Genomic DNA, 11521 nt, shown 5'->3' with positions numbered 1-11521 from the left:
CCCCGCAGTACCAATAAAAAAACGCGACCCGGTCTACGGATCGCGATTGGAAAGAATTGCTCATGGTAGCGGTTACGTAGACCGCTATTCGCCAAAGCATGTCAACATGCCCGGCTGTTATTTCGTCGCTGCGTTGAGCATTTCGATGAATTTCTTGAGCAACTGTGTGTTGTTCATCCAGATGCCCGCTGTCACCAGATTCCCGTCGGTCACGACCGCTTCATCCACATAGGTCGCTCCCCCCTGCTCCGCATCGAGAGCACATTTGGGGACCGTTGTCACAGTCTTGCCCTGAATGCAATCAGCAGCCGTCAGGATTTCGATACCGTGGCAAACTGAGGCGACCGGCTTGCCCGTTTCGAAGAAATGCCGCGTTGTCTTGAGCAGGTCTTGATCGTACCGCAGATATTCGGGCGCACGACCGCCTGAAATAAACAGGCCGGCATATTCTGTCGGATCCACGTCGCGAAAAGCGATCTCTGCCTGAATGTGGTAGCCGGGACGCTCCTGCGTGATATCCCACGGCACGTCCGAATTGGGCGGAATTTCGTGCGTCACCATGTGGTACAGGCGTGCCTCGGGGCCGGCAACGACGACTTCGTACCCATCTTCCGGCAAACGAAAGTAGGGATACATCGTATCAAGAACTTCGGTCGCATCACCGATGGGCATTAAAATCTTCGGCATTACTGTGGGCTCCAGTTGTTTTTGATATTCATTTCTAAGACTGGTTCAAATTCCATCCCAAGGCATGTGGCAATCGCTAAGGAGTGCCGTTCGCTACGGGCAGAATCCCCAAGTCCTGTAATTTCGTACGGCATTCATCGCGTTCGCGGCAACGCTTCAAATCTTGCCAGGTCTCGTCCTGAACGGCGAGAAAATCTTCTTCGGTCAATCCCCCCGGTTTTTGCAATTGCATCAACCGTTGAATGACCCCAGCATCCAGACGGGTGAGGAATTTCCCCCCCAGCCGATAGTCCTCAAACGCCTCCCACACAACGGGAAACAGCGGCTTGATAATGTTTTCCCCGATCGTTGTGGAATAGTGGCGGATCTCCTCCTGAGCGTGGGAGTCCATCCGTAGCGCTAAAAAGTGCAACAAATTGTGCAAATCGACCTTCCAATAGGCCTCGGTATAGGTCGCCAACGGCAGGTCTTTACGAGCCTGCTCCCGCGCCACCCCCGCTTCGAGCCGTTCATCGTAGAGTTGGCGGGCGTCGGCTTGGAACTTCGCCTCCGCAGCTGAGAGCTTTTCACCAATTTCGACCGGCAACGCTCCGCTGCTTCCTTGCCGATTGAGATTGGCCTGCTGCCGCCATTGGTCCGGAGCGGTTGTCTGAGCGGCATCAATCGCCACAGAATACCGCGTGCTGTATTCGTTGACATTGGCCGTCCGGTGCCGGATCCATTGACGCCAACAATCCATCGGCACCCGCACCAGCAATTTGATCTCGGCCATTTCGAACGGCGTCGTATGACGATGCCGCAACAAGTACCGGATGAGCGTGCGATCGTCGGAGACTTTTTTTGTCCCTTCGCCATAACTGACGCGGGCCGCCTGCACGACGCTGCTATCGTCCCCCATCACATCGACCAGGCAGACGAAACCGTCATTCAACACGGGGAACTTTGTCCACCGTAGTTCTTCCACTTTTTCAGATCGTGTAGTCATCGTACCGTTACACAAATGTCTGGTAGGGATAGCCCCGGTGCTCCCCTCCCGAGGCAAAGACAAAAAATGGGGAGCCCCCTAAATAGCAGCCTAGCCGTCAACTTTCCAGTCGTCGACGGAGGTCCAGTGTTTCCTGCAGGCCTAACACGGACTTCACTTCCTCAAATGTCATGAGCGCGTCGGTGGTTGGGTCAACCTGTCCATTTTGCAGCACCGTTTCCGTCAAACGGCGAATCACAGCTCCTGTCGCCAGCAATCCGGCAATGGGACAAACGGCAATTTTGTAGCCCATTTGTTCCAACTCGGCGAACGGGACCACCGGTGTCACGCCACCGGTCAGCATGTTGGCTAACAGCGGCACATCGAGTTTTTGTGGAATTTGCCTGAGCTGCTCCCCATCGGTGGGACCCTCCACAAAACAAACATCGGCCCCTTCCTCGGCATAACCGCGGGCACGTTCAATCGCTGAATCAAACCCCTCGACCGCCAGGGCATCAGTCCGGGCGAAAATCACAAATTCCGGATCGCGACGCGCATCCAAAGCGGCGCGCAATTTCAACCGCATCTCCGCTGCCGGAATCACCGCTTTACCCGCCAGGTGCCCGCACCGTTTGGGATGCACCTGGTCCTCCAACAATATGCCAGCTGCCCCAGCTGTCTCCATGTCTCGCACCGTACGAGCGACATTGTGCAGATCACCATGCCCAGTATCACCATCGGCAACGACCGGAATCGTCAACCGATCGGCCATCCGCCGCACGACTTCGGCCATTTCGGTCAGCGTCATCAAACCGACATCAGGCATCCCCAAAGCCGACGCAGCCACGCCAAACCCACCGGCAAAGAGCATGTCGATCCCTGCCTGTTCCATCACCAACGCCGAGAAGACATCGTGCGCCCCCAGGCTACGCACGATCCCCGGACGTTGTAAGAGCTGTCGTAAAGCGGTTGTGGTTTTCACAGGACTGCAGACTGTGGAGGTTGTGGAATTGCCGCAAAGGATTTGCGTGAATCAGAAATCGTAGAGAAACGCAAACGGTTTCGGTAGGGCAATTCCTACACGACGTAGAGCAGCCGGTTGGTTGCTCTCTGGATTGGCGGCCCGTCAATCATCATTCGATTCTGCGCAGCGCGTAATACATCGACTAACAAGAAATGCCAGGCTAGGAGGTGGCTGGGGACGAGCACTTGCTCGCCCCCAGGTCGTTTGACATCCCTACGCCTCACGCACTGGGGTCGGACTCTGTCCGTCCCCAGCCACCCATCGTCCCTCTTACATATGATTTTTTATACAAAAAACCAGTCGGTCCGGGTCCGGAGTCAATTCAAACGGCCCCCACTTCCCAGAGCATCGGTCGGCCAACAACGGCCGTTACAACCTGCCCTACGGGAGTTGCTCACCACCACGCGGATGAGTGAAAAAATCTCTACTCTTGCACGGCTGCGGATAGGTTGTCACTATTTCGGGACACTATCGTTGGTATGCTGCCTCGGTCAGGATAATACAGAGATGTCAGATGAGTTAATCGTCAAGCAAGAGGATTTTGCTGAACTCTGCGACCATATTCGCCAATCGGGCCTCGTGGCGTTTGATACAGAATTCGTCTCGGAATACACGTTCCGGCCACAACTCTGCTTGCTGCAATTCGCCACGGCGGATCGTCAGGTCGCGGTCGATCCGTTTAAGCTCGAAGACCTCACCCCCTGGTGGGATTTGATGACCGATGAGGAAACGACCATCGTTGTCCACGGCGGTCGCGAAGAGGTCCGTTTCTGCGTCAATCTGGCCGGCAAGCGACCCCAAAAGCTAATTGATGTGCAAATCGCGCAGGGATTGATCGGACTGAGCTTTCCGCTGGGCCATACCGCTTTACTCAACCGCGTCTTAGGTGTCGAAGTTTATGGCAAGGAGACACGCACCGATTGGCGCCGTCGTCCGCTATCCGATAAACAAGTGCACTACGCCATTGAGGACGTGCGGCACTTGCTGGATGTCTGGCGAACACAACAAGCCACACTCGAAAAACGGGGACGGAGTAGCTGGGCGGTTGACGAGTTTGAACGCATGATCGATGAAATCGACGCCGAGCGGACTCGGGAAAACTGGCGGCGATTGTCGGGCGTCAATTCGCTCCGTTCCCGCGATTTGGCCGTCGCCCGCGAATTGTACGAATGGCGCAGCAACGAGGCTGAGAAACGGGACCGTCCGGCTCGGAAAATCCTTCGTGACGACCTATTGATCGATGTCGCCAAACGGCAACCACAAACGGTCAATGACCTGCTGGCGACGCGGGACATGAACCGCGGCCCGTTTTACCGGGACATGGCGCCGGCCATCCTCGAAGCGATCGCACGCGGACGCGATCTTCCCAAAGCCCAGTGGCCCAAACAAATCCGCAAGGAAAAGGAACGGGACGAACAGATCTTGGGCAAACTGCTGTCCATCGCGTTGGCCAATCGCTGCGCGGAACAAGACGTCTCCATGCAACTGGTCGGCACGACCTCAGATCTCAAGCAATTGGTCCGCTGGCATGTTTACGACAAGGAAAACGGCACCGTCCCCCGCATCGCCCAAGGCTGGCGCGCCGAAGTCTGCGGCGACCTGCTAACCGACCTCCTAGACGGCAAGATCACCATGCGCGTCGGCGACCTGCAATCCAACCACCCAATCGTATTCGACGAACCCGATTGAGCCCCCGCTGCCACTACCCGGAGGGGGCGTCGCGACGCACCTTTCTATGTAGGACAAAAGTCCTCAACTCCCCCATACGCATAATTGCACGGTTGACCTGCCCGCAATAAATGTGGGAGTCCAATGCACTGGGGGCGGACTGCGTCCGTCCCCAGCCACCCGGTTGTCTTTGCCACAGGCACATTATCCAGTCGTAAACAAACTAAGACTACGCGCGCCAGGCATCGAGCGCGGCGCGATCAATCCGCCCGCTATGTAGCGCCGAGGCCAGCAACAATCCATGCACTCCGGTCGCTTGAACCACCGGTAAATCACCCGGACCACGGATCCCGCCGCCGGTGATCACCTGCAGTTGGGTGAACCGCTCCAACAACCGTCGACACAACTCCTCCGTCGCCAAGCCCTCCCCCGTTCCGACCCATGCCAAATCGAGCACGATCATTTGCTCGACCCCCAAACTGACAGCTTCGACAGCCAAGTCAAATGGCGCTGGGTTTTGCCATTGATCCAACGTTCCCAGCGGACGCCCCTGTTTGAGGTCCAGGCTGAAAATCACCCGCGGCGGACCGTATTGCGTGCAAAGTTCAGCCAGCAATTCGCGCGAGGGCGATGTCTCCAACGCCACAATCGCAGCCGTCGCTCCACTGGCATACACCTGTTGCGCATCGGCGATCGTTTTCACCCCCGCATCCACCAGGATTTCAAATCCATCATCCACCAATTTTTTCCAGAGTTTGCGATTAGGACGTCCGTGCATGATGGCGTCCAGGTCAGCCAGATACAGTCGCTTTAACCCCAACGCGTCGCGGTACCCGCGTGCGATATCCAGAGGATTTGCGCCGGCAGCCAACACACTCTCCACCGGTTGATACTCATCACGCCGCCCCGCCACACCGCGAACCACGTTGCCATCTAATATGTCGAGCACTGGAATGATTTGCATAGTCGTCGCCATGGGAAGAAATGGGAGGTCTCCCAAGTATGGCGGTCAGCGACAACGATCACAACGTCGGCAAGATTCCAAACGCTTTGGTTCACTTTCGCCGCAAAAATACCGTATCATGAAAACATCGCTAAGCGTTCCTACTCCCCTCATTGAGCCTTTGGGGTCATGTGGCTGAAATACCTAATCATCCCGATCGTTTTATATGTGATTTGGCTGACGGTCCGGCCCCGCTATGAGTTTCAAATCCGTACCAGCGCCGGAGGAACACAGGTCACCGGACGGATCGCCAAACACCAACAGCACGAGATTGTCGGTTATTTTCGAGACATCCATCTCTCTGCCGAATCGGTGACCATCTCAGGTTGGCGCGACGATCAGAAACGTCTCAAACTCCGCTTTCGCGGCCGACTCAGTCCCGGTGAACGGCAAATGATTCGCAATTATCTCCTGACTGTACTTTGACGGAAGACCCCGCCGCTTAACAACAAGAGCTGTTTGCGATCGTCGATAGCACACAGGCAGTATTGTGCTGGGTGGATAACAAAACCGTTCTTCCCCAGCGGGAGAAATGCATGTCGCTCGAACACCTCAAAACAAAAGTCCAAGACTCTGGCATTAATATACGACCCCCGCTCTCGATAGAAGAAGTCCGTGAGTTCGAAGCTCAAGCGGGGATTTCGTTGCCGGTGGATTATGTCGAATTTATTACGACGATTGCAAATGGCGGTTTTAGCCCATGTCGACTCAGCCCGTTGGCTGATTGGCACTATCGTTACGACATTAAACGGCCGCAACCGGAGATCTGTTTGACTCAACCCTGCATCATCACCCCTGATGCCGTGCAACATGGTGATAAATGGATCGACGTACAAAATGTCGATCGTTACGAAGAGCGATGGGACAACCATGAATGGGACCCACTGGTCGGCACAATCTGCGTCGCCGAACTCGGCTGCGGCTGGGTCTATTCGCTCATTATCAACGGCCCATTTGTCGGTCGCATTTTTGCATACGGTGGCGGTGCGTTTCTTCCCCCACAATTCGTTGAAGAACGGACCTTCACTGACTGGATCGAATCCAGTGTGGATAAGATTGTTGACGGTAAACACCTTTCCTTTCTTGATGGCAAGGTGTGAACCCCGCCTTATAGACATCGGCGAACATTCCGCCAATTGCATAAATGCCCGTAAAAGAGCGCGAATTCCCCCTCAAAAAACCCGTTTAACCCCTTGGAGACATTTCGTACAACACCTCGGAGCACGACGTAGCGATGGCAAGATTCACGGCATTAATTTTGGCGGCTTTCACGGTCGCCATCGCCGCCCAAGCGGCGGATGACTCAGCGACCGCGCTCCCGGTTCCGCACCTACCGGCCAAAACGTACGAATATGCCGACGTGACTTTGCCGCCGCACCTGCTTATCCCCGATCGCCGTTACGGCAATGCCATCGGCACCGACAATACGCCGGCCGATAACCCGATCACCAATGCCGGAGCAGCACTCGGCCGCGTCTTATTCTATGACAAACGACTCTCGGCCAACGACACCACCTCCTGCTCCTCCTGCCACCAACAAAAACACGGATTTTCCGATCCGGAAAAACTGAGCAAGGGACTGCACGGTAAACGGACCAAGCGCCGCTCAATGGGACTGACCAATGCCCGCTTCTACGCCCCCGGCCGTTTCTTCTGGGACGAACGGGCGGCCACGCTCGAAGACCAGGTGCTGATGCCCATCCAAGATGAAATCGAAATGGGCATGAATCTAGACGACCTCGAAATCAAACTCCGCAGCGTCGATTTCTATCCCCCCCTGTTCGAAGCCGCTTTCGGCACACCGGAAATCAACCGCAACCGCATCTCCCGCGCACTGGCTCAATTCGTCCGTTCGTTGGTTTCTTTCCAATCGAAATATGACCAAGCCTTCGCCGGTGGTGGCGGTGTGTATCCGACGTTTCAAAAAACATTCAACCAGCAAGAACTGTTGGGACTGCAACTTTTTTCCGGAGGATTCGGCGTCGGACGCTCGGCGCGCTGTGACCGTTGCCACGGCACGACCAGCCATATCAGCCGCAATGCCACCAACAATGGTTTGGATCTGAACACCGACAAAGACAACGGAGCCGGCGGCGGACGCTTCAAAGCGCCGTCACTACGGAACATCGCCGTCCGCGCTCCCTACATGCACGACGGCCGCTTCAAAAATCTGCACGAGGTGATCGAGCACTATAATTCCGGCGTGCAAAATCATCCCCAATTGGACCGTTCACTCTCCGGCCGGCGCGGTCGGGGACGCGGGGGGCGACGTGGACGACGAGGCGGCGGCCCCCAAAACGAGACGCCGGAACGACTCAATCTCAGCAACACCGAGATCAACGCGCTGGTCGCCTTCCTCCACACGCTGACCGATAATTCTTTTTTGAACGATCCACGATTTTCCGACCCGTTCGCCGATCCCAAGCAGCGACTGACCTCCACCAAGCGCCGTACCCCTAAACCCAAATCCAAACCCGATCCGGCAGACGACGCCGAACGTGCCGCTAATCGTGAAAAGCTAGCCAGCAAAGCGCTCAAAAAAGCCCGCGCCGCCACCGAACCCCGCATCAAGACCGCCAAACTGATGCTGATCGTCAAACGCTTCGCCGAAACCAAAGCCGCGGATGAAGCACAAACGCTCCTGGACGCCGCAAAAAATAACGTGCTACCCTAAGACCATCTGAAATCGGGAAACAATCGTGGGGAAGGTTCCTTAGGAAGAAACGTAAAAAGCCTAGCCTGCCTCACTGCAACGTCACGGTGACTGGAATTTGAATTCCATCGTTACTTGGCGTCGGGAATCGCACTCTTGGCATCTTTCCCGAAATCGGACAACTTGAATTTAGTGCTCATCGTTCCGAGAGCCTGGCCTTCTCGCGACACTTCAGTCTCAGCTTGCCATGTGACCACACCAAACGGGGCACTTTTGTGCAAACGTATGGTGTACTGTGAGTTCATTAAAATCGTCCCCATTTCGACCTCTCCTGAGGCCGAATACCCGTCGCAATCGACCTTGCCGAGTTTGCTATCGACTGGTGCTTTTTCGAGCTTTTGCACCATTTCAAAGGGTCCATGTAGTAACGGACGAAACTTTCGAAGATAGCGTGCATTTTGCCCGGCAAGGTCTTCGATTTGCTTGGCGCCGCCGGGGACCTGTGAATGCTTATGCCAGATCTTTAAGACATGCTTCAGCGGATCCTTTCCTTGCGCAAGCTGCGATTCGGGTATGAGCAACTTAACGATGTCCGTAAATGCTTGGTCGTCTCTTTTGCCCTCCGTAGCGACCTCAATCCAGCGACATTGTTCTCCATCGACCTCAGCCGTGCCGACAGAACTCATAGTGATTGTTCCAGAAAGTGTAACCGTGCTGCCATCAGCATCCGTTCCCTTGCCCTGAATATCAAATTGGGCCCAAGCACCGTCCTCGGGCAACTGATGGATCAATCCCTCCGCCTGAGCAGTGGTCGTCACCAACGTCAACAACACCATAAAGGTCAATGTGCAGAGTGCATGCATGATTTCTACCCTCTAGATTTTTACAAGTGGTTTTAAAACCCTCTGACGCGTCTCACTGACACTGATCTGAACGTTTCGAGAACAATCGCAACCGAGTTTTGAAACTAGTTCTAAGTCACGTAACCCGCCAACCGTTAAGCAAACACCTGTAACCCATTCGCCACTGGTTCGCGATGAGATCGCGGAAATCCTCCGAAACAATCACTGGCTTCCTCTCAAGCCATCTCGCCGAGCAACTGAGAGAATTCATACGTTCGCATTATTGACTGTCAGAGAGTTGGCTTTTTGCATTCTTTCCGTAGTCCACTAATTTCAACACCGAGTCTCTTTTTCCGTTGGATTGTCCGTTGCGGATTCTTTCCTTTTCATAGCGAAAACTGACCACACCAAATGGTGCTTTTTCGTGGAGGCGCGTTTGAGTCTTGAAAACGGTCTCATTTTTGGTTTCACGGCCTTGCCAACCTTCACACTTCAGTTTTCCCAGTTTGGTCTCGACAACTTCGGCTTCTAGTTTTTTGAGTTGCTTCAACGGAGAATGGAAAAATTCGTCCATCCCTTGAAAGCTACGCCCCGACGAGTCTTTGGGGTCAAGTTGCTGAATCGTGCCCTGCGAATTCTTCTTGTACGCTTTCAAGACTTGGTCAATCGGGTTCTGATTTTTTGTCAGGAATTTTTCCGGAATGAGGAGCTTCAAAACCTCGCTCTGTTTGCCTTCACGTCCCCCATTTGTTTTGAAGTCGATTTGGGTATCGAGTTCGATCCAGCGGCATTTTTCGTTATCGACCGTTGTTTCGCCGACTGAACTGATCGTGAGCGTCCCCTTGAGAGTCGCCTTGACAGCCCCATCGGGTCCCTTGGCTTCGCCGCTAACATCGTATCGAACCCAAGCGCCGTCTTTGGGTAGCTGATGGATCAATCCCTCCGCCTGAGCGGTGCTCGTCACCAACGTCAACAACACCATAAAGGTCAATGTGCAGAGTGCATGCATGATTTCTACCCCCTAGTTTTCTAAGTAATGTAACTCACCCGCTGCTAAGCAAACACCTCCAACCCATTCACCGCCGGCCCCTCGAATTCCTCGCGCGTCACCCCCACCAACTCGGGCGGCGGCCACTCCCGATGCCACCGCCACGCCAAATACCCCGCCGGCCCAAACAGAAACACAAACACCGTCCAAGTCTTCGTCCACCGAGCCTGATACCGCCGCTGACGACTGTAGCAAAAATAGGCGGCGATAGCGCCAAAAAATGCCGACATGGGAAACGCCCAGGGGCTCTGAGCGTGAATCCGCTGCCAATTCTCTGCAAATTTGACATGGCGACTTTCGTACTGCGAGGCAAGGTAGGCCCCCGTCGACTCAATACAGAACAACACGCCGGGCCCGGGAAACATGATCCCTAACCCCGTTTGACCGATGAAACAATCAACCGCGCGCATTCCTGCCGTCTCTGCAAGCGGCGCAGAGCGAGGTGTTTGGCGCGTGTATTGTTCTAACTCACTTTTTTGGCCGTCGTTCTGCAGTTCAAACAGTGATTCCGTCCAAATATTAACGCGACCTTCAGTTGTCGATTCTGCTACCGGTTTCGAGTACATTTTGACTAACAAATGATCGTCTTCGGTGACGAATAACTCGACGTCACGACGACCCTCGACCGCATAGGAGTTCACTTCGTTGCCGGAAAAGTCGATCGTCTGAATTTTATTCTTGGACACCAAAATGACCTCGCGGCGGTAATCGCCTTCGCCATACCCCTTACGAAAGCCCCACCTTAAGGCCGTGTCGTCACTGATTTGTGTGACCGATTGATTCTTAAAGTCAATCGCCACGATCTCTGGTCCCGATTGGAACACGATTACACCGTCCGACTCGATCACCCCCAACGGCTCGCTAAAACTGGACTCGGCGCCCGGTTCGTCATCGCGGATGCCGTTGCGGTCGAAATAACGCTCGATCTGCTGAAAATCACGATCGATATTGACCAAATAATACTTGCCTGCATTCTGGTCCGACTCGCGAAACAGCCACACATGACCGGGGCGGTTGGGATCGTAAAAATGGGGCGGCGGATTGGGCCTCAGAGCTTCGGTTGGAGTAAACAACCGCTCTTGAAGTCGAAGCCGTCTGGACTGTGCATCGAGATCATCTTGCAGGTAGATTCCCCGCAAACGCTCCGCATCGCGCGGGAGCTCAACACCCTCCAACGTCATCATTTTTTGCTGGTAACGGTTCTCATGACGGATCTGTTCTTCAATGGCCGGGGTCCCGTCGCGGAGAACGACCAATCGCGTATAGACCGACCAGCCCTGCGGCTCCACGCTGCGGCGATACCGTTTGTATTCCTTCCACGATTCACCGGTGAAGCCAACCAATGCCGCGATTCCAATAAAAAGCGGCAACGTCATTAAGAGCGTCAACACCAAACTACGGAACAACGAATACTTGCGTTTCATGACTGCCTCTCATGTGTAATCGCGGACGTCGCCGACATACAGAATCACCCCCACTAGTAACCCGCAGAACACGAGCAGCGGTGCAAACCCGTAGACCCACCACTGCGGCACACCAATCAGGACCCACACCAGCAGACCACATCCCGCCAACGGCAGCAGCCGCGAACCGTACCACCGCGCCGGCCGCAGCCCGGTGAGAAATGTTGCC

General features: G+C 54.8%; 12 protein-coding genes (1 of these 12 running past the window's edge). 4 read left to right on the top strand and 8 right to left on the bottom strand.

What is annotated here, in order from left to right:
* Positions 1-117 precede the first annotated feature (117 nt).
* The 3 genes from Mal52_RS01695 to Mal52_RS01685 all read right to left on the bottom strand — a co-directional run bounded on the left by Mal52_RS01695 (position 118) and on the right by Mal52_RS01685 (position 2633).
* Positions 118-687, bottom strand: a complete 570-nt coding sequence (locus tag Mal52_RS01695; RefSeq protein WP_145373881.1) for a DJ-1/PfpI family protein — start codon at positions 685-687, stop codon at positions 118-120.
* Between the two features lie 76 nt (positions 688-763).
* A complete protein-coding gene (gene thyX / locus Mal52_RS01690) occupies positions 764-1672 on the bottom strand; it encodes an FAD-dependent thymidylate synthase (protein WP_145373880.1) in 909 nt (302 codons plus the stop codon).
* 97 nt (positions 1673-1769) lie between these two features.
* Entirely contained in the window at positions 1770-2633 is an 864-nt protein-coding gene (locus Mal52_RS01685) for an isocitrate lyase/PEP mutase family protein (RefSeq protein WP_197534593.1), read from the bottom strand.
* Positions 2634-3182: 549 nt separating this feature from the next.
* On the opposite strand from Mal52_RS01685, the gene Mal52_RS01680 reads away from it, so the two are divergent.
* Positions 3183-4364, top strand: a complete 1182-nt coding sequence (locus Mal52_RS01680; protein ID WP_145373878.1) for a ribonuclease D — start codon at positions 3183-3185, stop codon at positions 4362-4364.
* Positions 4365-4572: 208 nt separating this feature from the next.
* Here the strand turns inward: Mal52_RS01680 and Mal52_RS01675 are convergent, their stop codons facing one another.
* Positions 4573-5307, bottom strand: coding sequence for a HisA/HisF-related TIM barrel protein (locus Mal52_RS01675; RefSeq protein ID WP_197534592.1), 735 nt, complete (start codon positions 5305-5307; stop codon positions 4573-4575).
* A 168-nt stretch (positions 5308-5475) separates the two neighbouring features.
* Here Mal52_RS01675 and Mal52_RS01670 point away from each other — a divergent pair, with 168 nt between their 5' ends.
* From Mal52_RS01670 to Mal52_RS01660, 3 genes are all read left to right on the top strand, one after another.
* Positions 5476-5772: a hypothetical protein gene (locus tag Mal52_RS01670; protein WP_145373876.1), complete on the top strand. Its 297-nt coding sequence runs from the start codon at positions 5476-5478 to the stop codon at positions 5770-5772.
* Between the two features lie 110 nt (positions 5773-5882).
* The gene (locus tag Mal52_RS01665; protein ID WP_145373875.1) at positions 5883-6446 is read left to right on the top strand and encodes an SMI1/KNR4 family protein; all 564 of its coding nucleotides are present in this window, start codon (positions 5883-5885) and stop codon (positions 6444-6446) included.
* A 134-nt stretch (positions 6447-6580) separates the two neighbouring features.
* Positions 6581-8020 (top strand): cytochrome-c peroxidase, encoded by a 1440-nt coding sequence (locus Mal52_RS01660; RefSeq protein ID WP_145373874.1) that lies wholly within the window; start codon positions 6581-6583, stop codon positions 8018-8020.
* 110 nt (positions 8021-8130) lie between these two features.
* Here Mal52_RS01660 and Mal52_RS01655 read toward each other — a convergent pair whose 3' ends face one another.
* The 4 genes from Mal52_RS01655 to Mal52_RS01640 all read right to left on the bottom strand — a co-directional run.
* A complete protein-coding gene (locus Mal52_RS01655; protein WP_145373873.1) occupies positions 8131-8862 on the bottom strand; it encodes a hypothetical protein in 732 nt (243 codons plus the stop codon).
* A 259-nt stretch (positions 8863-9121) separates the two neighbouring features.
* Positions 9122-9850 (bottom strand): hypothetical protein, encoded by a 729-nt coding sequence (locus tag Mal52_RS01650; RefSeq protein ID WP_145373872.1) that lies wholly within the window; start codon positions 9848-9850, stop codon positions 9122-9124.
* Between the two features lie 44 nt (positions 9851-9894).
* The gene (locus tag Mal52_RS01645) at positions 9895-11313 is read right to left on the bottom strand and encodes a hypothetical protein (protein ID WP_145373871.1); all 1419 of its coding nucleotides are present in this window, start codon (positions 11311-11313) and stop codon (positions 9895-9897) included.
* A 9-nt stretch (positions 11314-11322) separates the two neighbouring features.
* Positions 11323-11521 carry the final stretch of a hypothetical protein gene (locus Mal52_RS01640; RefSeq protein WP_145373870.1) on the bottom strand. Its footprint extends 470 nt past the window's final position, so the window shows 199 of its 669 coding nt (coding positions 471-669); its start codon lies off the right edge, out of view; the stop codon is at positions 11323-11325.

Source organism: Symmachiella dynata (genome assembly GCF_007747995.1).
GTDB classification, from domain to species: Bacteria; Planctomycetota; Planctomycetia; order Planctomycetales; family Planctomycetaceae; genus Symmachiella; species Symmachiella dynata.
The sequence above is the reverse complement of the archived record's forward strand: the minus strand, read 5'-3'. Positions and strand labels throughout refer to the sequence as shown.

Coding starts and splice junctions, on each gene's coding strand:
- Mal52_RS01680 (WP_145373878.1), top strand. CDS start 3,183: ATGTCAGATGAGTTAATCGTCAAGCAAGAGGATTTTGCTGAACTCTGC.
- Mal52_RS01670 (WP_145373876.1), top strand. CDS start 5,476: ATGTGGCTGAAATACCTAATCATCCCGATCGTTTTATATGTGATTTGG.
- Mal52_RS01645 (WP_145373871.1), bottom strand. CDS start 11,313: ATGAAACGCAAGTATTCGTTGTTCCGTAGTTTGGTGTTGACGCTCTTA.
- Mal52_RS01665 (WP_145373875.1), top strand. CDS start 5,883: ATGTCGCTCGAACACCTCAAAACAAAAGTCCAAGACTCTGGCATTAAT.
- Mal52_RS01660 (WP_145373874.1), top strand. CDS start 6,581: ATGGCAAGATTCACGGCATTAATTTTGGCGGCTTTCACGGTCGCCATC.
- Mal52_RS01695 (WP_145373881.1), bottom strand. CDS start 687: ATGCCGAAGATTTTAATGCCCATCGGTGATGCGACCGAAGTTCTTGAT.
- Mal52_RS01650 (WP_145373872.1), bottom strand. CDS start 9,850: ATGCATGCACTCTGCACATTGACCTTTATGGTGTTGTTGACGTTGGTG.
- Mal52_RS01655 (WP_145373873.1), bottom strand. CDS start 8,862: ATGCATGCACTCTGCACATTGACCTTTATGGTGTTGTTGACGTTGGTG.
- thyX (WP_145373880.1), bottom strand. CDS start 1,672: ATGACTACACGATCTGAAAAAGTGGAAGAACTACGGTGGACAAAGTTC.
- Mal52_RS01675 (WP_197534592.1), bottom strand. CDS start 5,307: ATGCAAATCATTCCAGTGCTCGACATATTAGATGGCAACGTGGTTCGC.